The sequence below is a fragment of the Actinoplanes sp. NPDC023801 genome, from assembly GCF_040639655.1.
Classification (GTDB): domain Bacteria; phylum Actinomycetota; class Actinomycetes; order Mycobacteriales; family Micromonosporaceae; genus Actinoplanes.
This window is the reverse complement of the sequence record NZ_JBFAAI010000016.1, coordinates 130,702-154,410: the sequence shown is the minus strand read 5'-3', so window position 1 is coordinate 154,410 and position 23,709 is coordinate 130,702. Positions and strand designations below refer to the sequence as shown.

Genomic DNA, 23,709 nt, shown 5'->3' with positions numbered 1-23,709 from the left:
CCTCCAGACGCGGGGCGGCTCTCCTGATGCGACACCCGCCCGGCCGCCGCGACGTTGGACATTCGTGCTCGTTTGCTCAGTTCAGCATCCGCCGGACCGTGGCGGGTGCCTGTCCCAGGTGCTTGCGGGCCACCCTGGTCAGGTGCGACTGGTCGGCGAAGCCGTAACGGGCCGCCAAGGTCCGCAGGCAGTCGTCGCCGTCCTGCAGGTCGGTCAGGACCGCGCGGATCCGCATCCGGTTGCGATGTTCGGTGAGCGTCTCGCCGGTGACCGCGCGAAAGATCCGGCTCAGATGGTGCGGTGAACAGTTGACCTGGCGCGCGAGTTCGGTCAGCCCCTGGGCGTACCGGCCGCCGGCGAGAACCTCCCGGGTGTCGGTGACCAGCCGCCGATGCGCCACCGCGGTCGCGGCGCGCCGCGGGCCGTCCCCGGCGGCGTCCGGTGCGAGCCGGCCCAGCACGGCCTGCAACTGTTCGCCAGCGGCGAGCTTGTCGAAACCGCGCCGGCAGGCCGCCAGCAGCACCCGGTGGTGCAGATCCGTGGTGTCGTCCAGCCGGAACCGGTACGCCCGCCGCGGCAACCGGTCGCAGGCTTCGGGGTCGAGCTCCACCGCGGTGAACGTGTCCCCGCCGCCGAGCGGATGCGCCACCCGAAGTTCGTCGCCGCGGCGGGTCAGCACCGCGGTGCCGCTGTCGACGAACACCTCCTGCCCGTTGACCCGCATCAGATAGGCCCCGGAGCGGGGCAGCACCAGCCGGGTGACCGACTCGTACGCCACCGGGCCGTACCGCGTGCCGTCCAACCCGCACCGCGCCTCGAACAGGCGCATGCCGTCGAGATGCCCGAGACAGCCACCGCTGCCCGGCTGCCCGACATAGCGGGCGTCACACTGCTGGCACCTGCGACCCATCGGAACACTCCTAGGCGGCGTCCAGGGTGGCCGCTCCGAACGAGACGGCGAACCGCTTGCACCAGATGCTGACACTGCGGAACGCGGCCGGGTCCACGTCCGCGTCGAGCCGGTACACCTGGTCGCCGTGGTTGCCCTTGAGCTTGCCCAGTTCGGCGTACTTGCCGTCGTCGAAGACCCGCCAGCCCGCGACCCCGCCGGCCACCTTCTGGTCGGAGAGCCACACCCGCAGGTCGGGCCCGTCGCTGGTGTCCAGACCGACAAGCTCCAGCTGGTGGCTGCCGTCCGGGTTGCGCACCATCCGGGCCGTGCCGCTGGTGTCGTGCTCGTGCGTCACGAACTTCCCCTCGGCGACCACCACCGGCGACGGCACGACCGGCGGCGCCGATGCGGAACCGGACGACGCCGACGGTTCGGGCGCCGACGACGGCACCACGGTCAGGGCCTCCGTCACGACGGTGTCGGTGAACAACCGCCACGGCTGGAACCAGTAGAGGGCGCCCGCGCCACCGATGCCGAGCACCGCGACGACGATCCAGGTGACAGGTTTGCTGAGAAGTCGGCGAATCACAGGTCAGAGTCAATCGTCCCGTGCCGATGATCACCAGGCCGCTCCGCTTACGATCCGCTTACAGCCCATGCCGCATGCCGGCGGGTCAGTTCTGGTTGGCCGGCCAGGTTGCGGCCGTGCCGGCGCGGTGTCGCTGTGCCGCGGGTCAGTGCTGGTTGGCCGGCCAGGCCGCGGCCGGGTGGCAGCGGTCCGGGCACGCGAGAATGTAGATCATGTTGCCGAGCAGCAGGCCGTACGCGTCAAAGTCGAAGCAGGCGTCCTGCTCCGGCGCCTGGGCCTGTTTGGGGAAGCCGAAGTTCTCCGGGATCTGGGCCAGGAACCTCAGAACGGCACCGCAAGCGCAGATGCACTCCTCCGGACCCTGGATCCACGCCGGCTCGCCACCGACCCGGAAGTCCCACTCGTCGTCCGGGCCGGCGTCACGCAGCACCAGACGGCGGGGCTGCAGGAACTCGTCAGCGGCGTCGGACGCCTCGCCTCCGCGGTGGAGCAGGATCCGCCAGTGCACCATGTCGTTCTCACCCGACGGCGTCTCCCAATACCGGTCCGGAAGGTGGGCCGGGCCGAAATTGGGCTCGTTGTGCACGGGGCACTGAAAAACCAGCAGATGCTCACCGCCGAAGATGGCGACGTCGTCCGGTACGTCGATCTGGAAGAAGAACGCCATCCGTGCGCCGCAGGTGCATGCTGGCCACGGCTGGCCCGGCTCCATGATCGGATGGCCGCCGACAGTGTCGCGATCCCCGGGACGAGCCGGCTCCGACGTCATTTCGATCACGTGCATCCGGTGACGCTATCGCGCGGTGTCCAGGCGTACGACCCGCAACGGACCGGACCGCTGTGGGCTCCCGCCCGGCACCGGCGTGAGCCGTCCGCAGGTGACCATGCGCTCCGGCTTCCTCGTCCCCGAGCTAGAGCCGGCCCTGCCAGCGGATCTCGCCGTCCACAACGGTGGTGGCGGCCTGCCGCCTGCCGCCGGTATCGGTCCCGCAGCTGCGGGAGACTGGGCGGACCGCCACCGGTGAACGTGTGCAGTCCGGCGTCGTCCAGCAGCGGGAACATCTCCTCGGCGTGGTCTGCCCGAAGTGGTTCCAGAACGAGTCTCGGGCCGTCGATCGAGGTCACCGACTGAGGGTAGAGGCGCCGGTCACCCGGTCACCCGGTCACCCGGTCACCCGGTTACGACGCGCTGGGCGCTGGCGAAGCGGGAGCGGTGCTGCCCGACGGTGCCGGAACGCTACCGTCGAGGCCGCGGCGCCGTTCCTCGCGGTCCTGACGCCGCTCCTCCCAGCCTTCACGCCGCTCCGCCCGGCCCTCGCGGCGGGCATCGCCGCGCCGTTCGAAACGGTCGCCGCCGCGGCCCTCGGCCCGGTCGTCGCCTTCCCTGCCGAAACGCGGGCCGTGCTGACCGCGTTCGTCGCCGCGGTGCCCGTCCGCGGCGAACGAGCCGATCGCCACCACGCTCCCGCCGATCAACCCGCCCAGCAGCAGCGCACCGACCGCGGCCAGCACCGGGACACGACGGCGATGCCAGCGTTCGTGCGCCGGAGGGGCTGCCACGGCCGCTGCCGTCGGCGCAACCGTCGCCGACAGCGGCGTCGCGGGCTCCGGCGCTGCGGGCGGCAGGACCGCGGCGTGTGGCGCCGCGGGCTGCGGTTCGGGCGTTGCGGGCGGTGGGACCGCGGCCTGTGGCGCCGCGGGCTGCGGCTCGGGCGTTGCGGGCGGTGGCACCGCGGCCTGTGACGCAGCGGCCTCCGGCTCCGGCGTCGTGGGCTGGGGCGTTGCGGGCTCCGGCTTCTGCGGCGTGGATCCGGCGACAGTGGGCACCGCGGCGGTCGGCTCCTCACCGCCCGTGTTGTCGGCATCGTGCGGCTTACGCGGTGTCAGATCGCTCATGGTTCGCTTCCCCGGTCCCTCTGATGCTGCGACGGTGAGATGCACGGCCGGCGGACGCCGTGCCGTGACGAGAGACTGCCAGAGGGCACCTGAAATCCTGCTGAATAGAATGCCTCGGGGACTGCGAGGGGCTGCGAGAGGCGGCGATGATCGTGTGGTGCGCCTTCGTATCGAGCTTTTCGTAGATGACCTGGATGCCACCATCGGCTTCTACACCGAGATGCTCGGCTTCCAGGTCGAGCGGCGAACCGACGGGTACGCCGCCCTCCGGCACGGACGTGTGGTGCTCGGCTTCGGAGCCGCATCGGATCTGACCGCCCGGGACGAGAGTGGACCCGGACCGGCCTGGCAGGGGGCCCGGGTCAACGGCGCGGGCGTCGAGATCGTGCTGGAACTCGACGACCTCGACGACGTCACCACGCTGTACGAGCACTGCCGTCCACGGATGCCCGCCATCGAGCGTCTGCGGCTGCAGCCATGGGGGCTGCACGACTTCCGCCTCCGGGATCCCGACGGCTACTACCTGCGCGTCACCCACGGCGACGCCGCTGCCGCACAGTGACCGGCGGAACGTGGCCCGTGGTGCCGGCAGCCGGGGTCAGCCGCCGGCGGCGAGCCGGTAGCCGGCGCCACGGACCGTTTCGATGGCGTTGCGGCCGAACGGGTGGTCGATCTTCTTGCGCAAGTAGCCGACGTACACCTCGATGATGTTGGGATCTCCGGTGAAATGGGCGTCCCACACGTTCTCGATGATGGCCGTCTTGGTGACCGCCCGCCCGCGGTTGCGGAGCAGGAACTCCAGCAGCGCGAACTCACGCGGTGTCACCGGGATGTGGGTGTCGCCCCGGCAGACGCGGCGCTGCGCCGGATCCAGGGTGAGGTCACCGGCGCTCAGGATCGCCGGGCGTTCCGGTGCCCCGCGGCGGATCAGCGCGCGCAGATGGGCGATCAGCACCACGAAGGAGAACGGCTTGACCATGTAGTCGTCGGCGCCGAGGTCGAGGGCGTCGGCCTCGTCGTGCTCGCCGTCCTTGGCGGTCAGCATCAGCACCGGCGTCCAGACGCCGCGGGCGCGCAGCTGCCGGCAGACCTCGTAACCGCTGAGTCCGGGCAGCATGATGTCGAGCACGACGGCGTCATACGCCCCGTGGGGCTTCTCGGTGGCGATCCACAGGCCTTCAGTGCCGTCGTGGGCCAGGTCGACGGTGAATCCCTCCCGGCTCAGGCCGTCACGGATCGTCTCCGCCAGTTCCTGTTCGTCCTCGACGACGAGCACCCGCACCGCGTACCTCCCGTTCTGATCCTGTCCCAGAGTGCCCGCCCCCTACTGAAAATCGGCTGAACGCGCTTTTCAGCCTCTGTTCAGCGGGCCCTGACTAGCGTGGCGGCATGCGTCTGCGAGCCGTCCTGCCCCGTGCGCCGGGGATCCGCCTGCGATCGGCCCTGGCCGCCGGAGCGGTGGTCGCGGTGGCCGCCGTGCTCGCCGGCGGGGTGCTGCTGGTGATCGCCCGGGGGATCCTGCTCGACAACGCGACCAGGACCGCGGCCGACCGTGTCAGCCAGGTCGTCGCCGCGCTCCGGTCCGGGAGCCCGGCTGCCCTGACCGCCGCGCTGAACCCGGGCGACCCGGGCCGCACCGTGGTGCAGGTCGTCGACCGGGCCGGCCGGGTTGTCGCCGCGTCACCCGGCGCGGCCGGCGAACGGCCGATGTCCACCTCGCGTCCGCCGCCGGGCCGGCCCGCCCGTGACCCGGCCAGGCTGCGGATGGGCCGGGACTCGTCGTTCCGCGTGCTCGCGGCCGGGGTCGAGACGCCGGGCGGCCGATATACGGTGCTGGTGGCCCAGTCGCTGGACACCCTCGACGAGGCGACCAGGGCCATCGTGGCGGCGCTGCTGCTCGGCATGCCGGTGCTCGCCGTGGTCGTGGGTGTGGCGACGTTCGTGTTCGTCGGGCGCACGCTGCGCCCGGTCGAGGCGATGACCCGGCGGGCCGCCACGATCACCGCGACCAATCTGGACGCCCGGCTGCCGGTGCCCGGTTCCGGCGACGAGATCGCCGCGCTGGCGGCCACCATGAACACGATGCTGGACCGCATCGAGGCGGCGTCGGCGGTGCAGCGCAGGTTCGTCGCGGACGCCAGTCATGAGCTGCGCAGCCCGCTCGCGACCATTCACGCCAACGCCGATCTGCTGTCGGCGGCCCGGCTGGACGAGCCGGCCGGACGCTCGGTGACCCGCATCCACCGGGAGAGCACCCGGCTCGCCCGGCTGGTCGACGACCTGCTGCTTCTCGCCCGGGTCGACGACGCGGCGCTGCGCCCGCGCCGGGCCGAGGTCGACCTCGACGATCTGGTCTATGCCGAGCGCGACCGGGTGGCCGAGGAACATCCGGAGCTGCGGGTCGACGGCGAGGTGGTGCCGGTCCGGGTGATCGGCGACGCCGACCAACTGCACCGGGTGCTGCGCAACCTGACCGACAACGCGATGCGGCACGCCCGGAGCCGCATCACGATCAGCCTCGGCATGTCGGGTGGCCGGGCCGTGATCGTCGTCTCCAACGACGGCCCCGCGATCGGCCCGGAAGACCGCGAGAAGATCTTCGACCGGTTCGTACGCCTCGACGACAGCCGTGCCCGGCAGGAGGGCGGGACCGGCCTCGGCCTGTCGATCGCCCGCGAGATCGCCCTCCTGCACGACGGGACCCTGACGCTCGACGAACTCCCTGACCAGGTGGCTTTCCGGTTGGCGCTGCCAGTCAAGGAGTGACGCCTGGTCCGCTCGCCACCCAGCCACGAGGCCACGCCCCGATTGCAACTCCCGCGCGACCGCGATGAAGTAGCGAAGCGGCCGTAGCTCAGCGCAGGACTACGGCAAGCGTCCGCCCGTACGGCATCAGTGGTTCTCGCTCGGGAGCGGCCGGCTCAGAAGCTGGCGGTCTCGCCGTCGTAGTTGACCCCGTTGTACTTGAGGCCGCCGAGAGCGTAGGAGGTGACGCCAGCGTCGTTCACCATCGGCGTGAGGCAGTACTGGGCGCCCAGGTTCTTGCTGTAGCCGAATTCACTGCACTCGTAGCCCTGCCAGTCCGAGTTCCGGCGGACGTAGCCGAGGAGGTTGTCGGACGTGACCTTGATCGACGTGATGCGTGCCCAGACTGTGCGGCAACTGGGGCTGTAGCGCAGCTCGATCTTCGCGATCACTTCGCTGAGCTGGGTATTTGTCGTCAGCGTCTTTTGCCGGGCCGTGTACGCGCCGGTCGCGCAGGGCGTGGCGGAGGCCATCACCCCGTCGTAGACGGCGGCCATGGCGGGCGCGGGAGCGACCATCACGGCCGCGGCGGTGACCACGGTCGCCGCCGCCAACTTCAATCGGTTCAGCACTGAGGATTCCTCTCGTTCTTGTTCTTCAAACGGGAGGAATCCTGGTGCCGGCGGCTTTCTGTGCGTTTGCAGTGAACTTCCCGTACGCGACCCGTACCACCGCCGCGCGGAGACCGATTCCGGCCGGGCCGTTCTCGTCAGCAGTGACCGTCGTCAGCACTGACCGTCGGCGAGGACATAGTGGTTCGGGCCGGTCTGCTTGAGGGTGTGGATCGTGAACGTGTTCCACAGGCCCATCGGCTGGTCAGAGCCGTTGGCGTAGGTGTAGCCGCCGGACTGCCGGGCCCGTCCCGCGGTCGTGTGCGCGTAGTTGCTCGCCGTGAAACAGGGCTGCGGGGACGGCGGCGGAGAGGACGGCGGTGTCGACGGGGACGGCGGCGTCGAGGGGGAGGAGCCGGTCAGGCCCCAGGCTTGTGCGATGTAGTAGGACGAGCAGATCGAGTTCAGGAAGTACGGGCCGGTGGTGCCGCACTGGTTCTCGGCGCTGCCGGGTGCGACCGGCGTGCCGTGTGCCATGCCCTGCACCCGGTACAGCGAGACCGCCGGCCGCCCGGTGCTGTCGTGGTGATGCTCGACTCTTGTCGAACCGGGCAGGGTGCCGGTCGCCGACGCGGTCTGCGGCAGTCCCCAGACGTTGGTCCACTGGTCGCGCAGTTCGGTGGCGTTGGCGGGGACCACGGTGGTGTCGGAGGTACCGTGCCAGATACCGACGCGCGGCCACGGCCCGGTGTAGCCGGGGTTCGCCGCCCGGACCAGGGCGCCCCACTGCGCCGGGGTCTTGCTCTGCGCCTGGTACTGGCAGACGGTGCCGCAGTTGTACGGCAGCCCGGCGACTACCGCACCGGCGGCGAACACGTCGGGGTACGCGGCCAGCATCACCGCGGTCATCGCGCCGCCCGCGGACAGGCCGGTCACGTACACGCGGCGCGGGTCGGACCCGTACGTTCGGGTGGCGTGGTCGACCATCTGTTTGATGGACAGGGCCTCGCCCTGCCCGCGGCCGATGTCGCCGGCGGTGAACCAGTTGAAGCAGGACAGTGAGTTGTTGGCGGACGTCTGCTCGGGGAAGACGACCGCCGCCCGGTACAGGTCGGCGTATTTGGGCCAGCCCGACCGGTGGTAGTAGTCGGCGGCGCTCTGGGTGCAGCCGTGCAGCGCCACGATCAGCGGCCGCCCGGCCGGCAGTGCGTCGGGAACATACGCGTGCATGCGCAGCGCGCCGGGGTTGGAGCCGAACGAGCCGACCTGGGTGAGGGTGGCGGCAGCGTTCGCGGGGGCGAAGGGGGAGACGGCGATGCCGGCGACGGCCAGCACCACCGCCAGCAGCAGTGGCCAGTACCTACGGGGATTCATGTCGCGGACGTTACAAAGACGTTAATCGAATTCCCATGTGCCGAGGGTCCACATCGCCGCGTCGATGTGTGTGTGGCTTCGCTCGGTCTCGGAAGTTGGTGGCCCGGTCGTAGACCGAATCGTTGTCCAGGAGGTCCTGCTGGCAATGAACTGCCCGTACCGCGCTCGTACCCGTTAGGGTCTGTCCGGACATTCACGGGGGTGGGGTGTGACGGCGTTCCACGTCTTCGGTGAGTTGCTGCGCGACGCCCGGCAGGTGGCCCAGCTCAGCCAGCGCGCCCTCGCCGACCGGGCCGGGGTGAGCCTGGCCGCGGTCCGTGACCTCGAGCAGGGCCGCACCCGGCGGCCCCGGCCGGCGGTTGTCGACGCGATCGCCGCCGCGCTCGGACTGTCGGGTGACCGGGCGGCGGCACTGCACTACGCCGCCGCCTCGCGGCAGCCGCCGGCCGGTGTCACCCAGGCGGCCGGCCCGGTACGCGTCGGCATTCTGGGACCCGTCAGCGTCCGGCGCGGCAGCGAGGAGATCCCGGTGGGACGCGCGTCGCGCCGCGTCGTCCTCGGACGGCTCGCGCTGTCCGCCGGCACGCCCGTGCCCGTCGACCGGCTGGTCAGCCTGTTCTGGGAGGATCCGCCGAAAACCCCGGCACATGCCCTGTACACGAATGTCTCCCGGCTACGGCAGGCGTTGCACCCCGACGCGTCCATCACCCGCACCTCGGCGGGCTACCGTCTCGACCTCGCCGCCGAACAGCTCGACCTGGCCGCCTTCCGGGACCTGGTGCGCCGGGCCGGGGCCGCCCCGCCCGCCGAGGCCCTCCGCCTGCTCGAGTCGGCGGCCGCCCTGTGGCGCGGCGAGCTTCTCGCCGATGTGCCGCAACTGGCCGGCGATCCGGCTGCCGTGGCCATCGCCGAGGAGCGCGTCGCGGCCGTGCTGCGCCTGGCCGATGTCGCCTTCGCCGTGAACGAGCCGGTCCGGGCCCTTCCGGCGTTGCGGGCGCTGTCCGTCGCCGAGCCGCTGTACGAGACGGTCCATGCCCGGCTGATGGAGGTGCTGTCCGCGGCGGGCCGTCAGGCGGAGGCACTTGCCGCCTATGCCGTCATCCGCGCCCGTCTCTCCGACGAGCTGGGCATGTCGCCGGGCGCGGCACTGGCCGGCGCGCATGTCCGGGTGCTGAGGCAGGAGCCCGTGCCCGAGGTGTCCGTCGTGGCCGGCTCCCGCGGCGGTGAGGGGCCGGTTCCCACCCAGTTGCCCGCTGGGCCTCCGGCGTTCACCGGCCGGCACGAGGCACTTGCCGCACTCGACGCCGTCCTCGTCGATCCGGCCGCCACCGTCGCGGTGCTCTGGGGCACGGCGGGGGTCGGGAAGACCACCACGGCGATTCACTGGGCGAACCTGGTGCGCGGGCGATTCCCCGACGGCCAGCTGTACGTGAACCTGCGCGGCTTCCATCCGAGCGCACCACCGCTGACCGCGGGCGAGGCGCTACTCGGCTTTTTGACCTCGCTCGGCGTGCGAGCGGCGCACGTACCGGCGGGCCTCGACGCGCAGACCGGGCTTCTGCGTACGCTGCTGGCCGGGCGGCGGGTCCTCATGCTGCTCGACAACGCCCGGGACACCGAACAGATCCGTCCGCTGCTGCCCGGCACGGTCGGCTGCGTCACCCTGATCACCAGCCGAAGGCGGCTCACCGGGCTCGTGGTGACCGACGACGCGCGCCCGGTGCCGCTCGACCTGCTCACCGGAGGCGAGGCGCGGGAGCTGCTGGCGCGTCGGCTGGGTGCCCGCCGGGTCGCCGCCGAGCCCGAGGCCGTACGTGCGATCGCCGAGCGATGTGCCCGGCTGCCGCTCGCGCTCGCGATAGCCGCCGCCCGGGCCACCATCCGTCCCGGCGCGACCCTGGCCGGCCTGGCCGCGGAACTCACCGGCGACGACCGGCTGGACACCCTGACCACCGGTGAGCCGGGAACCGACGTACGTGCGGTGTTCGACTGCTCGTACCGGAACCTGACCACGGCGGCGGCCCGCCTGTTCCGGCTGGCCGGGCTGCATCCGGGGCCGGAACTGGACGCCTCCGCGGCCGCCGGCCTGACGGGGGAGCCGGCCGGACGCGTCGTGCCGCTGCTGGCCGAACTGACCGCGGCACACCTGCTCGCCGAGACGTCGCCGGGCCGCTACGCCGCCCACGATCTTCTGCAGGAGTACGCCGCCGGCCGGGCCCGCGCCGAGGAGTCTCCCGCCGCCCGCGACGCCGCGCTCACCGGCCTGGCCGGATACCTGATCACGACCACGCGAGCGGCCGTGTCAGCGATGTCCCGGGGTGAGCCGGACGCCGGGCCGACGGGCGCATTCGACGGACCGGCCGACGGCCGCGCCTGGCTGGACGCCGAGCGGGCCAACCTCGTGGCGCTCGCCCGGCACGGCCGTCCGGAGCACACGGCCGCTGTGGCGGCGGCCGCCTTCCGTTACTTCGACGGCGGCCACCACTCGGAGGCGTACGAGCTGCACAGCCTCGCCCTGGCCGCCGCGCGGCGGCTCGGCGACCCGCGATCGGAGGCCGTGGCCGGCTTTCACCTGGCCGTCACCTGCCGCCGGGCCGCACGCTACGCCGAGTCGCTCGCGCTCCTGGAGGAGTCCCTCGCTCTGCGGCGCGCGATCGGTGACCGTACCGGGGAGGGCTGGGCGCTCGTCGAACGCGGCGTGGCCCACTGGCGGCTCGGCGACTACGACCGGGCGCGAGTCGACCATGGGGCGGCGCTCGACCTTTTCCGGGTACTCGGCGACCGTGTCGGTGAGGCGAACCAGCTGGTCATGTTCGCTATCGGGGACCGGCAGTTCGGCGACCTCGAGGACTCCGCCGACGGCCTGCGCCGTGCGCTCGGCCTCTACGACGCCATCGGTCACCCGCTCGGCACGGCGAAGACCTTCAACCACCTCGGCCAGACCGCATCCGCGGCCGGTGATCATCGGCAGGCGGTGCATCACCACGACCGTGCCCTGGAACTCTTCCGGGCAATCGGCGACCGTGCGGGCGAGGCATCCGCGCTCGACAACCTGGGCCACGCCCTCCGCGCCGCGGGACTGCCCGCGGAGGCCGCCGACCGGCATCGGCGAGCGCTGGCGATCTACCGGGAGATCGGCGAGCACGACTTCGAGGTGGAGGCGATCAACGGGCTCGCCGCCGCCCTCATCGCCGCCGGCGACATCGACGGGGCCCGGTCCACCTTCACCGAGGCACTGGAGCACGCCGAACGGGTGGGTGACCGCCACGAGCAGGCCAGGGCACATGACGGGCTGGCCGCGGTGCACGGCGGAGCCGGTGACGAGACGGCCGCCGACCGGCACCGGCGCAGCGCGCGGCACCTCTACAGCGGACTCGGTCTGGCCTGACCCCGCGTCACTTGCGCGGCATTCGCAGCCCGTACATGCCGCCGTCCACGGCGAGCGACGTGCCGGTGGTCGCGCCCGCCTCCGGCGAGGCCAGGTATGCGGCCGCGGCCGCCACCTCGGCCGCGGTCACCAGGCGTCCGGTCGGCTGCCGCGCCGCAAGCCGGGCGCGCTCGCCCTCCGGGTCGTCGGTACGCGCGAGCAGGCGCTGCACCCAGGGTGTGTCGACCGTGCCGGGAGCCAGGCAGTTCACCCGGATGCCCTCGCTGACCAGGTCGGCGGCCATTGCGAGGGTGAGGGAGTGCACCGCACCCTTCGACGCGGAGTAGAGCGCGCGCTGCACCAGACCGGCGGTCGCCGCGATGGAGGACAGGTTGACGATCGCGCCGTGCCCGCTGCGCCGCAGGAACGGCAGCGCCGCCGCGGTGGCCCGCGCGATGCCGACCACGTTGACGTCGAGGACCCGGTGCCACTCGTCGTCGTCGTTGGCCTCGACCGGGCCGACCGCACCGATTCCGGCACTGTTGACCAGGATGTCGATGCCGCCGAACGCGTCGGCCACGGCGGTCATCGCCGACTGCAGCGAGCCGCGGTCGGTCACGTCCGCCTTCACCGGCAGCAGGCCTTCACCCGGTGCGCCGGGGTTCAGATCGAGGACGCCGACGCGTGCGCCACGGGCCCGGAACTCGGCGGCGCACGCGGCACCGATGCCGGAACCACCGCCGGTGACGACCACGACGAGGGAGCTGAATGCAGGCATGCTCAACCTTTCCTTGCTGAGAGAGCGAGCCGGTGGTGCGGTTCGCCGGCTGCCGCGGCCATCACGCCCATTCAGGGCCGTCCGGGTAGGAGAACCGGTGCAGGGTCTCCGGTCGCATCCGGGCCGAGAACCCGGGCGCGGCCGGCAGCCGGTACGCGCCGTCACGGATGACCACCGGGTCGACGAAGTGCTCGTGCAGGTGGTCCACGTATTCGATGACGCGGTCCTGCAGGCTGCCGGACACGGCCACGAAGTCGAACATCGACAGGTGCTGGACGAGTTCGCAGAGGCCCACACCGCCGGCGTGCGGACAGACCGGACGGCCGAACTTCGCGGCGAGCAGCAGGATCGCCACGTTCTCGTTGACCCCGGCCACCCGGCAGGCGTCGATCTGCACGATGTCGACCGCTTCGGCCTGGAGCAGCTGCTTGAACACGATCCGGTTCGGCACGTGTTCGCCGGTCGCCACCCGGATGCCCGACGGCTGCAGGGCCCTGCGGACGGCGGCGTGCCCGAGGACGTCGTCCGGGCTGGTCGGCTCCTCGATCCACCACGGGTCGTACGGGGCCAGCGCGGTCATCCACCGCACCGCCTCGCCGACGTCCCAGCGCTGGTTGGCGTCGACGGCGATGCGGATGTCGTCGCCGACCGTACGCCGGGCCAGTTCCATCCGCCGGACGTCGTCCTCCAGGCTGTTGCCGACCTTCAGTTTGATCTGCCGATAGCCGTCCGCCACCGCCTCGGCCGCCAGCCGTACGAGCTTGTCGTCGGAGTAACCGAGCCAGCCCGGCGACGTCGTGTAGGCGGGATACCCGTGCCGGCGCAGCAGCTCGATGCGTTCCTCGCGACCGGGCCGGGCCGCCTGCAGCAGGTCGATCGCCTCGGCCGGGCCGAGGGCGTCACTGAGGTAACGCCAGTCCACCAGGTCGACGATCTGTTGCGGGGAGAGATCGGCGAGGAACTGCCAGACCGGCTTGCCGGCGGCCGCCGCGGCCAGGTCCCAGGCGGCGTTGATCAGTGCCGCGGCAGCCAGGTGGACAACCCCTTTCTCCGGCCCGAGCCAGCGGATCTGCGAGTCGCGGGTGAGGCGCCGGGCGAACTCGCCGAGGTCGTCCACCGGCTGACCGAGCACCAGGGGAGCGAGCGCTTCGACAGCGGCCCGGCAGACCTCGTTGCCGCGGCCGATGGTGAAGGTGAACCCGTGTCCTGAGAAACCCGTGTCGGTGGACAGCACCACGTACGCCGCCGAGTAGTCCGGGTCGGGATTCATCGCGTCGGAGCCGTCCAGCTCCCGGGAGGTCGGGAACCGGATGTCGTACGTGTCGATCCCGGTGATCCTCATCCGGCGTTGCGCAGCACGTTGCGCTGCCCGCCGAGCCCGTCGATCTCCACCTCGACGACATCGCCCTCGGCCAGGTACGGGAACCGGCCGGAGAGCCCGACGCCCTGCGGGGTACCCGTGTTGATCAGATCGCCCGGCTCGAGGACCGTGTACTGCGACAGATGCCAGACCAGGAAGCCGACGTCGAATATCATGTCGGCGGTGCTGGAGTCCTGCCGCGGCTCGCCGTTGACCCGGCTGCGCAGGCGCAGACGCCCGGGGTCGCCCACCTCGTCCGGGGTGACCAGCCACGGGCCGAGCGGGTTGAACGTCTCGCACGACTTGCCCTTGGACCACTGGCCGCCGGACCTGTCGAGCTGGAACTCCCGCTCGGAGACGTCGTTGGAGACCACGTAACCGGCGATGTGCGCGGCCGCGTCGGCGGGGGAGTCCAGATAGCGCGCGGTCCGCCCGATCACCACACCGAGTTCGACCTCCCAGTCCACGCGGGTGGCGCCGCGCGGGATGAGCACGTCGTCGTGCGGGCCAACCACGGTGCCCGGCGCCTTGTAGAACATGATCGGCACGGTCGGTGGCGCGGCTCCGGACTCGGCGGCGTGCGCCGCGTAGTTCTGCCCGATGCAGAGCACCACGCCCGGCCGGGCGATCGGCGGGCCCAGTCGCTGACCGGCGATGTCCGTCTCCGGCAGGCCTGCCGTGGAGCGAACGCCGCCCGAGGCGAGGAACGCCCCGGTGATGTCGCCGGTCACCGTGGACAGGTCGTAGTACCGCCCGCCCGCTCCGGCGACCGGCCGTTCCGCGCCGGCCGGTCCGACTCGCAGGTACTTCACGTGAGCTCCAAGTGGTAGGTGCTGATGGCGGTACCGGCGAAGACGTCGGCCGGGCTGCCACCGAGCAGGCCGGTCATCGCGTCCTTGACCTCGGGGTAGGTGGCCGCGAGCTCGAGGACCGGCCAGTCCGAGCCGAACATGAGCCGCCCGGTGCCGAACAGGCCGACCGCGATGTCGACGTACGGTTTCAGATCGTCCGGCGTCCAGCTCTCCCAGTTCGCCTCGGTGACCAGGCCGGACAGTTTCGCGATCACGTTCGGCCGGGCGGCGACCGGCGCGATCAGGTCGTGCCAGTGCCGGAGTTCCCCGGCGGCGATCCCCGGCTTGCCGAGATGATCGAGCACGAAGGTGGACTGTGGCAGTGCGGCGGCGGCGCGGGCCACGGAGGGCAGCTGCGCGGCCCGTACGACCAGTTCGTTGACCAGTCCCGCCTCGGCGACCGTGGCCAGCCCGGCCCGTACCGGCGCCCGGTCGAGGAAGTCGTCGGCCTCGCCCTGTACCTGGTCCCGGATGCCGACGAGCAGCTCTCCGCCCGGACCGGCCCGATAGCCGTCGATCGTCGCGGCCAGGTCCGGGTCGAGCAGGCCGGCCCAGCCGACCACGCCGGCGATCTCCGGGGTGTCGCGGGCGGTCCGCAGGAACAGCCGGGTCTCCGCGGCGTCGCAGCGGCCCGCCTCCACCAGCACGGTGCGGTCGACGCCCGCCGCGCCGATCGCCGCACGCAGGTCGTCCACGGTGTAGTCGCGGCGGATCCGGGCCAGCGACGGATCCCGCAGCCACGGGTAGCCGGCGGTCCACAGATGCTGATGCGCGTCGATGATCACCGGATGAGTCCGTCCGCCCGCAGGTTCGACCAGAGCGTGCCGGGAATCCGGACCGTGGCCATCCGGACAGCGTCCCCGATCTCGGCCGGTGTGCGCGCACCGATCAGCACGCTGGTGACCGCCGGGTGGGTCAGCGGGAACTGGATCGCGGCGGCACGCAGTGGCACGCCGTGCCGCCGGCACGCCTCATCGAGTGCGACTGCCCGGTCGACCAGGTGCTGGTCGGCGGGCGCGTAGTCGAACCGGGCGCCGGGCCGCGGGTCGGCGAGCAGGCCGGAGTTGAAAACACCTCCGGCGATCACGGCGACACCGCGATCGGCGCAGAGCGGGAGCAGCTCGTCGGCGCCCGACTGGTCCAGCAGCGTGAACCGCCCGGCCAGCAGCACCGCGTCCAGCTCGCCGGTGCGCACCAGATCGGTCAGCATCGGAGCCTGGTTCATCCCGGCGGACACGGCACCGACGCGGCCCTGCTCGCGCAGCTCCACCAGGGCCGGCAGGGCCTCCGCGACGGTCTGGTCGAAGTGCTCGTCCGGGTCGTGCAGGTGCAGGATGTCGGCCCGGTCCAGGCCGAGACGAGCAAGACTTTCGGCGTACGAGGTGCGCACCCCCGCCGCGCTGAAGTCGAAGACCGGCGTCAGACCGGTGGACTCGGCCCAGATTCCCCCGGTGTCGTCGCCGCCCGGCCGCAGCAACCGGCCCACTTTGGTGGACAGCGTGAGTTCGGCCCGTGGCTTGGCCGCGAGCACCGGCCCGGCCCGGCGTTCGGCCAGTCCGTTGCCGTACAGCGGTGCGGTGTCGAAGAACCTGATGCCGAGCTGCCAGGCGCGTTCCACGGTGGCTCGCGCGGTGTCGCCGTCGACCGGGTCGAACAGCCCGCCGAGCGGGGCGAGGCCCAGCCCCAGCCGGGTCACGTGCACGCCAGTGCGGCCGAGCGGGACCCGTTCGGCGGGGTTCACGTCGCGGCCTCGGAGGGTGGCGCTGCGCGGTCGTCGGGGATGCCGGACGGCTCCATGCGGACGCCCTCCCATTTCCTAGATCCTATAGGATTCCTCCTGGATGTGTACCCGCTCACATCGAGGCTCGTCAAGGCGCGGCCCGGGATCCCGGGCCGGGCAGGGATGGTGAACATGACCAGGCCGCTGTCTCCGGTCCGCCCGCATCGGCCGACCCTTGGCGACGACGTCTACGAGAGCCTGCGGTCGGCCGTCCTCGAGCACATCCTCGCGCCCGGTGACCGGGTCAACATCGACGCGCTGGCGCGGGAGCTCGACGTCTCGCCTACCCCGGTGCGCGAGGCGCTCGCCCGGCTGGAGGCCGAACGGCTGGTCCGCAAACGCCCGCGCGCCGGGTACACGGTCAGTCCGCTGCTCACCGTCGCCGAGTTCAACGACATGTTCGACATGCGGCTGCTGCTGGAGTGCCAGGCCGCCCGATGGGCCGCCGAACGAGCCACCGAGGCCCAGTGCGAGGAACTGATGCTCGAGTCGGCCCGCACCGTCGAGGCGGGTGACGACCCCACCTGGCACGCCGCGTTCACCGCGCTCGACGCACGCCTGCACGATCTGGTGGCGCACCTGTCGGCCAGCCCGCTGCTGCGGGAGTCGATCAGCCGGTTGCACTCCCACCTGCACCTGCACCGCCGCTACTTCCCGTACGACCAGACCGCGATCACCAACGACGAGCACCGCGTCCTGGCCGTGGCCATCCGTGACCACGACCCGGACCGTGCCGAGGCCGCCATGCGCCTGCACCTCACCCGGGCGCGCGAGCGTCATCTCGCCGCGTTCGAGCGGTGACCGGTCCGGCCGCGGCGCCGGCGTCCATCCCGTCCGGGCCTCAGATGTCCAGGTCCTCCACGTCGGGTTCACCCTGGATGCTCTGCAGCGCGAGGGCGTAGAGCTCCGGCGGCAGCAGGGCCTCCAGCTCCTCGGCGGTGTCGACGACGGAGAACGCCGCCTGCGCCGGTGTGCGCATCCAGGCCTGATCGGGGGACCAGTCGCCGATCCAGCCGCGCCAGCCGGTGGACCACATCCGGGTGCGTTCGGCGTTGGGGCCGACCGGGATGTTCACCTCGGAGCGTGAGTGGTGCACGGCGAAGCGGCCCTTGCTGGTGCGGAACAGCGTGAAGGTCTCCTCGCCGTCGTTGCCCGACGAGGTCCACTCGCCGAGCGTGACGCCGAGGAACCGTTTGATCGAGGTGCGGCCGAGCCCGACCTTGACGGTGATCTCGGAGAATCCGGCCTGTTTGGCCTGCTCGACCTGAACCAGCCGGCGCAGGGCTGTGACGATCGCACCGGACAGGTTGCCTCCGGTCAGCTCCTGGGCCTTCTGCAGCAGCGGCAGGTCGTCGTCGGCGATGTAGATGGTCTTGTTCGGCATCCTGCTCCCCTCTGGACACGAGTGTACTCATACGTGTACTACTACATACATGTATACGTACACAGAGCAATCGGGTTGTCCGATCCAGGTCGACGACCTCGCCGTCACCTACGGCAAGGTCACCGCTCTCGGGGGGCTGAGCCTGCGCATCGGGGCAGGCACCGTGACCGGGCTGCTCGGGCCGAACGGCGCCGGCAAGACCACCCTGGTCAGGGTGCTGTCCACACTGCTGCGACCGACTCGCGGTACCGCACGGGTGATGGGTCACGACGTGGCCCGCGACCCGCTGCCGGTGCGTCTCGCCATCGGGCTGGCAGGTCAGTACGCGGCAGTCGACCAGGAACTCACCGGCCGGGAGAACCTGGAGATGGTCGGCCGCCTCTACCGCCTGACCCGTGCCGAGGCACGCAGCCGGGCCGCCGAGGTCCTCGAACGCCTCGGCCTCAGCGACGCCGCCGACCGGCGGGTGGCCACCTACTCCGGCGGCATGCGACGCCGGCTCGACCTGGCCGCCAGCCTCACCGGCCGCCCGCCCGTCCTGCTGCTCGACGAACCCACCACCGGCCTGGATCCGCGGTCCCGGCAGGAACTGTGGGCGATCATCGACGAGATGCGTGACGCCGGCACCACCGTGCTGCTCACCACGCAGTATCTGGAGGAGGCCGACCGGCTCGCCCAGCGCATCATCGTCGTCGACGCCGGAACGGTGATCGCCGACGGCACCCCGGCCGCGCTCAAGGCCGGCATCGGCACCGACGTCCTCCGGGTGCGCCTGCCCGGATCGGCCGGTCTGCCCGCCGCCGCTGAACTGCTGGCCGACCTGGCCGCCGCCGGCACTGAGGTCACCTCCGACCGGGTGACCGGCGAGCTCACGGTCCGGGTGACCCGCGCGGGCGCCTCCGTCGAAGCCCTCCGCCGCCTCGACCGCCGGGGCCTGGCCGTGGCCGCCGTCAAGCTCACCCCGCCGAGCCTCGACGACGTGTTCCTGTCCCTGACCGGCCGCACCGCGACCGTTCCCGCCACTCTCGAGGAGGTCCGATGAAAGGCGTGGTCGTCCGGGGCGGCCGGCAACGGCTCACGGCCGCGGCCGTGCTGCACGACAGCCGGGTGCTCGGGGCCCGCCAGCTCCGCCGCACCCTGCGCCGCCCCACCTACATCGTGTTCTCGTTCATCCAGCCGGTCATCTTCGTGCTGCTGTTCCGCTACATCTTCGGCGGCGCCATCAACACCGGCGCGACCACCTACGTCAACTTCCTGATGCCCGGCATCATCGTGCAGACCGCGATCTTCGGCGCCCTCGTCACCGGCCTCGGGCTCACCGAGGATCTGAGCAGCGGCGTCGTGGACCGGCTGCGCTCGCTGCCGATGGCCCGGTCCGCGGTGCTGCTCGGCCGGACCGCCGCCGACCTGGTCGTGAACGTCTTCACCCTGACCATCATGATCGTCGTCGGTGTGCTCGTCGGCTTCCGCCCCACCGGTCCGGCCTGGCAGCTCGGCGCGGCGTTCCTGCTGGTGCTGGCTTTCTCGTACGTCTTCAGCTGGATCAGCGCCTGGATCGGGTTGTCGGTGCGCAACCCGGAGACCGCCCAGTCCGCCGGCTTCATCTGGGTGTTCCCGCTGACCTTCGCGTCGTCGGCGTTCGTGCCGATCGCGACGATGCCCGGCCCGGTCCGCACCTTCGCCGAGCACAACCCGGTCACCCTGGTCGTCGACACCGTCCGCGGCCTGACCCTCGGTACACCCGAACCCGCCGGCCCGGCCGTCCGGGCCCTCATCTGGCTGGCGGCACTCCTGCTGATCTTCGTCCCGGTCGCCGTGCGAGCCTTCCGCCGCGCCTGACACTCTCGCCCCGGCCGCCGCGCGAGGGCCTCCGGCCGGCCGGCTCGCCCGGATACGCGAGACTGCGGGCATGGTCGACAGCACAGGACTGCGAACGGTGCTGCGCGTGCCCGGCGTTCCGCGACTGCTCACCGCCCAGACGTTCACCGTCTTCGGTGACACGGCGCTGATCCTCACGCTCGCCGTCTGGGCGGGGAACCGGACCGGCAACAGTTCCGCGGCGTCGATGACCATCTTCGCCTTCGCGGCCGGCGTGGTGCTGGCGCCGGCCGCCGGCGGCTTCGTCGCCCGGCGCGCACCGCGCCGGATGATGGCCTCGGCCAACCTGGCCGCCGCGGGCGTGGTGCTGTCCCTGGCGGCAGCCGACCGGGGGCCGTTCTGGCTGGTCTACCCGGCCTCGATGCTGTACGCCTTCGCCGGTTCCATCTCCGCGGGCGTCCTCGTGGGCTATCTGCGCGAACTGGTCCCCACGCCGCTGCGCATCCCGGTCAACGCCGAGTTCCAGTCGCTGCACCAGCTGCTGCGCCTGATGTCGCCGGTGGCCGGGGTGTGGCTGCTCGGCGCCGGTGGCATGGCGATCGTCGTGCTCGTGGTGGCCGGCTCGCTGGTCCTGGGCGCCGCATTGATCATGCTGGGACCGGACGTCGGCGTGCCGGTCGAGCCGGAGCCGGCGCGCCGTGGACGGACCGGTTACCGCCTGCTCCGGTCCGATCCCGGCCTGCGCGGGATCAGCCTTCTCGTGATCGCCGCGAGCGCCGCCCAGGGATTCGCACAGACGCTCGGGTTCCTGGTCATCGAGGACTCGCTGCACCGTACCGCCGGCTTCATCGCGGTGTTCGTGACCATCCAGTCGGTGGCCGGGGTCGTCGGCACCCGGATCGGCGCGATCCGCCGGATCACCCGGCCGGTGCTGCTGGTCCGCATCGGACTGCTGCTGACCGGCTGCGGGTACGCGGTGCTGCTGCTGCCGGGCCTGTATCCGGCGCTCACCGCCTTCGTCCTGGTCGGAGCCGGGCTGCCGTGGATCCGCATCGGGTACACCAGCGCGCTCCAGCAGCACAGCACTCCGGGTACCGCCGCAGGCGTCGCGCTGGCCGGCCAGTCGCTGCAGAGCCTGGTCCAGACCACCTTCATCGCGGCCGGCGCGCTGCTCGGCTCGTACGCGGACTGGCGCGTTCTCGCCACCGCCATGGTCATCGTCCTGCTCGCGGCGGCGGCTTCCAGCGTGCGTGTCGGCGGTCGAGGTTCATGAGGGGTGGACGGCCGGCGCACGGCGACCGGCAAGCGGTATGGAGGACCTCGTGTCCGCTATGAAGCGTTGAGGCCAAAGCGGCGGACGACATCGGCCAGCCACGGGGTGTCGACGAACTCGAGGCCGTGCTCGGCAGCGAGAGCGGCACCGCGTTCCGGGTCGGTGTCGCCCGACTCGATCATGTCGACGACCGCACTGAAGAACAGCTCGAAACCGGCCGGGCTGATGATCTCGATCATGCGGGCCGGTGCGTCGCCGGCGTTCCACATGGCGTGCGCCTCACCACGGGGTTTTGTGATGTAGCCGCCTGGCCCCAGCACGGCCTCGCGATCCCCGGACCGGAAACCGATCGAGCCGGCCGTCACGATCGAGTACTCGTCCTCGAGTGTGTGGATGTGCGGCGGCACGAGCGCACCCGGTGGGAACTCGTGCTCGACGATCGCCAGGGCCCCGCCGGTGTCGGCCCCCCACAGTTTGAAGTCGACGGTGATGTCGCCCAGGTCGCCCTTGCGGCCCTCACCGGGACGGACGACACGCAGATGTGGTGCTTCCATGATGATCTCCGTAGGTCATCGGTGCGGGACGTCGTCGGCCGGCCCGATGCCGAACCGTCCCGGCCACCAGCGACTCACCGCCGGCTGCACCGGAAGTCACGCTATCGACAGAGCGGCACCGGCCGGTAACCGTTTTCGGGACCGGTCCTGGCGGCCGGGCGGGTCGCGATCCAGTCGGACCGGCGGTCGATGGAGGCCGCGAAGAGGGGGAACGTAGGGTGTGCACGGAGCGAGGGGAGTGCCGAGTTGGGCTGCACGGTGACGGTGTGCCGGGACTGCTGCTGCGGCAGCCTGCGCAAACACCCGTCGGTGGACCACGACGCCCAACTTGCCACCCTGCGGGCGGACCTCGAACCCGACCATCGGGTACGCACGAGCGACTGCCTGGACGTCTGTGCCCAGTCGAATGTGATCGTGGTGCAGCCGGCCCCGGCGGCCCGTCGTGACGGAGCGAGGCCGGTGTGGTTCGGCCTCGTGCTCGACGACGCGGTGCTCGCCGATCTGATCGCCTGGGTACGCGCGGGTGGGCCGGGCGCCGAGCCGCTGCCGCCGATCCTGGAGCTGTCGGTGATCACGCCCGCGACGGTGTGAAACGCCCGCGGGGTGCGCCTGCGCGACGGCACCACGCATGACTACTTCGGGGCGCAAAGCCGGACCTCGCGTTCAGCAGAGGAACAATGCGACATCTATCAATGTGAGCGACTCTCTTGTTTCATGGTCGTTACTGACCAGTAACAGTCGTACGCATTGATGGGAGTCACCACGTGGATTCACCCTCAGTCCTGAAAGGCCTGGCCGCGGCTGCCCTCGGTGGGTTGCTCGTGGCCGGTGCCGCCACCGTGCCGGCGAGCGCGGCGCCCGCCCTGCGGCCGGTGATGTTCGTTGGCAACAACTGGGAAGGCACTGTCGACGTCATCGAGGCCAAGGGCGCCTACACCCGCATCGGCCGCCTCTCGGTCGTCCCGGACCGGACGCAGCGGCTCACCGAGATCTACCTCAATCCGATCAAGCTGGCTTTCTACCTCGGCATCCAGCAGGGGCCGGGGGAGGGGCACGACCAGCTCGTCGACGACATGTACACCACGCCGGCGGGTGACGCCCTGGTCGTCTCCCGGCCGAGCTTCGCCGACGTGGTCTCGATCGACCTGGCGACCGGGGCGCTGCGCTGGCGGTTCCCGGTCAGTGGTTTCCGTTCCGACCACATGTCGGTGTCGCCGGACGGCCGTACCGTCGCGGTGTCGGCCTCCACCGGCAACACCGTCCACGTGCTGGACATCGTCACCGGCCGTCAGCTCGGCTCCTTCGGTACCGGCGACAAGCCGCACGAGAACGTCTATACCGGCGGCGGCCGCTACCTGTGGAACATGTCGATCGGCGAGGTCAACACCGACCTCGACGCCCCGTGGCTGGACTTCACCAAGGGCAACCGGAAGATCACGGTGGCCGACACCAGCACGTTCAAGGTGGTCAAGACGATCGACATGCGGCCCCGGCTGGACGCCTTCGGCCGGTCCGACCTGTCCGACGCCGTCCGTCCCGCCGTCTTCACCCCGGACGAGTCCAAGCTCTACTTCCAGGTTTCCTTCTTCGCGGGTCTCGTCGAGTACGACGCGTCCACGGACAAGATCACCCGGGTGCGCGAGCTGCCGCAGAACCCGGCCACCGACTCCGACCGCACCACCTGGGTGAACGACTCACGCCACCACGGCCTGTCGATCAGCCGGGACGGGGCGAAACTCTGCGTCGCCGGAACCATGGACGACTACGTCACCGTCGTCGACCGTGCCTCCCTCGATCCGGGGCCGCTGGTCACCGCGATCAAGCCGTACTGGGCAACGGTGAGCGCGGACGGCCGCGACTGCGTCATCTCGGAGGCGGGCGCCGACAGGGTGACAGCGATCAGTTTCGCCACCGGCCGGGCGGTCGCCTCCGTGCCGGTCGGTGACCATCCTCAGCGCGTACGTGTCGGCCAGATCCCGGCCGGCTGGACCGCACCCTGAGCAAGGATCGTCACGTCGCCGCCGGGTCGATCGGTCGGGCGGCGACGTTCTGCGTTCATCACTCCGAAATCTTGCCGAAGGTGCCGAAGTGCGGGTTCCTGGACGGCTACCCCAGGGCGCGCCGGTTCCCGTACGAGTTCCGGATCTCCGGTGCCACGCCGTCCGGGTTCGAGCCCGGTCACGTCAAGCCGGCGGCGGCCAACGGCGGCCGCTGGCACTCCAACGGTGGTGGCTGGGTCGCCGGGAACACCCTACACCTCGGCGTGGGAGTCGACGTGGCCGCCGGCAGCGGCTATCCGGTGACCGCGAACGCCTACAAGACGGTCACCTTCACGCCGGTGAGCACCACCCGGCTCCGCGTGGTGCTGCAGGCAAGCGGAACCGCCTCAGTCGGTCTGCTCGAAGTGAGGGCGTACGCGCCGGCGTAAACGATCACC

At 71.4% G+C, this 23,709-nt stretch carries 24 protein-coding genes; 10 read left to right on the top strand and 14 right to left on the bottom strand.

Annotated elements, in window-relative coordinates:
• Positions 1–76 precede the first annotated feature (76 nt).
• The 4 genes from AB0G04_RS26955 to AB0G04_RS26940 all read right to left on the bottom strand — a co-directional run bounded on the left by AB0G04_RS26955 (position 77) and on the right by AB0G04_RS26940 (position 3,377).
• Complete coding sequence (locus tag AB0G04_RS26955; RefSeq protein ID WP_360987936.1) at positions 77–910, bottom strand: helix-turn-helix transcriptional regulator; 834 nt, start codon at positions 908–910, stop codon at positions 77–79.
• A gap of 10 nt (positions 911–920) precedes the next feature.
• Positions 921–1,481: a DM13 domain-containing protein gene (locus tag AB0G04_RS26950; RefSeq protein ID WP_360987934.1), complete on the bottom strand. Its 561-nt coding sequence runs from the start codon at positions 1,479–1,481 to the stop codon at positions 921–923.
• 145 nt (positions 1,482–1,626) lie between these two features.
• Positions 1,627–2,265: a hypothetical protein gene (locus tag AB0G04_RS26945; protein ID WP_360987932.1), complete on the bottom strand. Its 639-nt coding sequence runs from the start codon at positions 2,263–2,265 to the stop codon at positions 1,627–1,629.
• Positions 2,266–2,660: 395 nt separating this feature from the next.
• A complete protein-coding gene (locus AB0G04_RS26940) occupies positions 2,661–3,377 on the bottom strand; it encodes a hypothetical protein (RefSeq protein WP_360987930.1) in 717 nt (238 codons plus the stop codon).
• Between the two features lie 157 nt (positions 3,378–3,534).
• Here AB0G04_RS26940 and AB0G04_RS26935 point away from each other — a divergent pair, with 157 nt between their 5' ends.
• Positions 3,535–3,939 carry a VOC family protein gene (locus AB0G04_RS26935; RefSeq protein ID WP_360987928.1) on the top strand — a complete coding sequence of 135 codons (405 nt, stop codon included), beginning with the start codon at positions 3,535–3,537 and terminating at the stop codon, positions 3,937–3,939.
• A gap of 36 nt (positions 3,940–3,975) precedes the next feature.
• Here the strand turns inward: AB0G04_RS26935 and AB0G04_RS26930 are convergent, their stop codons facing one another.
• Complete coding sequence (locus AB0G04_RS26930; RefSeq protein WP_360987926.1) at positions 3,976–4,659, bottom strand: response regulator transcription factor; 684 nt, start codon at positions 4,657–4,659, stop codon at positions 3,976–3,978.
• A 107-nt stretch (positions 4,660–4,766) separates the two neighbouring features.
• Between AB0G04_RS26930 and AB0G04_RS26925 the strand changes: the two genes are divergently transcribed.
• On the top strand, positions 4,767–6,143 hold the full coding sequence (locus tag AB0G04_RS26925) for an ATP-binding protein (protein WP_360987924.1): 1,377 nt from the start codon (positions 4,767–4,769) through the stop codon (positions 6,141–6,143).
• A 155-nt stretch (positions 6,144–6,298) separates the two neighbouring features.
• Here the strand turns inward: AB0G04_RS26925 and AB0G04_RS26920 are convergent, their stop codons facing one another.
• Together AB0G04_RS26920 and AB0G04_RS26915 are read right to left on the bottom strand one after the other, a co-directional pair.
• Positions 6,299–6,754 (bottom strand): DUF2690 domain-containing protein, encoded by a 456-nt coding sequence (locus tag AB0G04_RS26920; protein ID WP_360987922.1) that lies wholly within the window; start codon positions 6,752–6,754, stop codon positions 6,299–6,301.
• A gap of 153 nt (positions 6,755–6,907) precedes the next feature.
• Positions 6,908–8,107: a PHB depolymerase family esterase gene (locus AB0G04_RS26915; RefSeq protein ID WP_360987921.1), complete on the bottom strand. Its 1,200-nt coding sequence runs from the start codon at positions 8,105–8,107 to the stop codon at positions 6,908–6,910.
• Positions 8,108–8,315: 208 nt separating this feature from the next.
• Here AB0G04_RS26915 and AB0G04_RS26910 point away from each other — a divergent pair, with 208 nt between their 5' ends.
• Positions 8,316–11,495 (top strand): tetratricopeptide repeat protein, encoded by a 3,180-nt coding sequence (locus AB0G04_RS26910; RefSeq protein WP_360987920.1) that lies wholly within the window; start codon positions 8,316–8,318, stop codon positions 11,493–11,495.
• A gap of 7 nt (positions 11,496–11,502) precedes the next feature.
• Here the strand turns inward: AB0G04_RS26910 and AB0G04_RS26905 are convergent, their stop codons facing one another.
• The 5 genes from AB0G04_RS26905 to AB0G04_RS26885 all read right to left on the bottom strand — a co-directional run bounded on the left by AB0G04_RS26905 (position 11,503) and on the right by AB0G04_RS26885 (position 16,204).
• Positions 11,503–12,252, bottom strand: coding sequence for an SDR family oxidoreductase (locus AB0G04_RS26905; protein WP_360987918.1), 750 nt, complete (start codon positions 12,250–12,252; stop codon positions 11,503–11,505).
• A 61-nt stretch (positions 12,253–12,313) separates the two neighbouring features.
• Positions 12,314–13,594 (bottom strand): enolase C-terminal domain-like protein, encoded by a 1,281-nt coding sequence (locus AB0G04_RS26900; RefSeq protein WP_360987916.1) that lies wholly within the window; start codon positions 13,592–13,594, stop codon positions 12,314–12,316.
• On the bottom strand, positions 13,591–14,424 hold the full coding sequence (locus AB0G04_RS26895) for a fumarylacetoacetate hydrolase family protein (RefSeq protein WP_360987914.1): 834 nt from the start codon (positions 14,422–14,424) through the stop codon (positions 13,591–13,593). Before AB0G04_RS26895 ends, AB0G04_RS26900 begins: the two co-directional genes overlap by 4 nt.
• Positions 14,421–15,248, bottom strand: a complete 828-nt coding sequence (locus tag AB0G04_RS26890) for an amidohydrolase family protein (protein WP_360987912.1) — start codon at positions 15,246–15,248, stop codon at positions 14,421–14,423. Before AB0G04_RS26890 ends, AB0G04_RS26895 begins: the two co-directional genes overlap by 4 nt.
• A complete protein-coding gene (locus AB0G04_RS26885) occupies positions 15,245–16,204 on the bottom strand; it encodes an aldo/keto reductase (protein ID WP_360987910.1) in 960 nt (319 codons plus the stop codon). The genes AB0G04_RS26890 and AB0G04_RS26885 overlap by 4 nt, the downstream gene beginning before the upstream one ends.
• A gap of 171 nt (positions 16,205–16,375) precedes the next feature.
• Here AB0G04_RS26885 and AB0G04_RS26880 point away from each other — a divergent pair, with 171 nt between their 5' ends.
• Positions 16,376–17,044 carry a GntR family transcriptional regulator gene (locus AB0G04_RS26880; protein WP_360987908.1) on the top strand — a complete coding sequence of 223 codons (669 nt, stop codon included), beginning with the start codon at positions 16,376–16,378 and terminating at the stop codon, positions 17,042–17,044.
• Between the two features lie 40 nt (positions 17,045–17,084).
• Here AB0G04_RS26880 and AB0G04_RS26875 read toward each other — a convergent pair whose 3' ends face one another.
• Entirely contained in the window at positions 17,085–17,627 is a 543-nt protein-coding gene (locus tag AB0G04_RS26875; RefSeq protein WP_360987906.1) for an EXLDI protein, read from the bottom strand.
• Between the two features lie 49 nt (positions 17,628–17,676).
• Here AB0G04_RS26875 and AB0G04_RS26870 point away from each other — a divergent pair, with 49 nt between their 5' ends.
• From AB0G04_RS26870 to AB0G04_RS26860, 3 genes are all read left to right on the top strand, one after another.
• Positions 17,677–18,669, top strand: a complete 993-nt coding sequence (locus AB0G04_RS26870) for an ATP-binding cassette domain-containing protein (protein ID WP_360987904.1) — start codon at positions 17,677–17,679, stop codon at positions 18,667–18,669.
• A complete protein-coding gene (locus tag AB0G04_RS26865; RefSeq protein WP_360987902.1) occupies positions 18,666–19,466 on the top strand; it encodes an ABC transporter permease in 801 nt (266 codons plus the stop codon). Before AB0G04_RS26870 ends, AB0G04_RS26865 begins: the two co-directional genes overlap by 4 nt.
• 70 nt (positions 19,467–19,536) lie before the next feature.
• Positions 19,537–20,718 carry an MFS transporter gene (locus tag AB0G04_RS26860; RefSeq protein WP_360987900.1) on the top strand — a complete coding sequence of 394 codons (1,182 nt, stop codon included), beginning with the start codon at positions 19,537–19,539 and terminating at the stop codon, positions 20,716–20,718.
• A gap of 56 nt (positions 20,719–20,774) precedes the next feature.
• Here the strand turns inward: AB0G04_RS26860 and AB0G04_RS26855 are convergent, their stop codons facing one another.
• Entirely contained in the window at positions 20,775–21,272 is a 498-nt protein-coding gene (locus AB0G04_RS26855; RefSeq protein ID WP_360987898.1) for a cupin domain-containing protein, read from the bottom strand.
• A 258-nt stretch (positions 21,273–21,530) separates the two neighbouring features.
• Here AB0G04_RS26855 and AB0G04_RS26850 point away from each other — a divergent pair, with 258 nt between their 5' ends.
• The 3 genes from AB0G04_RS26850 to AB0G04_RS26840 all read left to right on the top strand — a co-directional run bounded on the left by AB0G04_RS26850 (position 21,531) and on the right by AB0G04_RS26840 (position 23,700).
• Positions 21,531–21,863 (top strand): hypothetical protein, encoded by a 333-nt coding sequence (locus AB0G04_RS26850; protein ID WP_360988069.1) that lies wholly within the window; start codon positions 21,531–21,533, stop codon positions 21,861–21,863.
• 284 nt (positions 21,864–22,147) lie between these two features.
• Complete coding sequence (locus AB0G04_RS26845; protein WP_360988067.1) at positions 22,148–23,272, top strand: YncE family protein; 1,125 nt, start codon at positions 22,148–22,150, stop codon at positions 23,270–23,272.
• Positions 23,273–23,352: 80 nt separating this feature from the next.
• Positions 23,353–23,700: a hypothetical protein gene (locus tag AB0G04_RS26840; protein ID WP_360987896.1), complete on the top strand. Its 348-nt coding sequence runs from the start codon at positions 23,353–23,355 to the stop codon at positions 23,698–23,700.
• Positions 23,701–23,709: the final 9 nt, after the last annotated feature.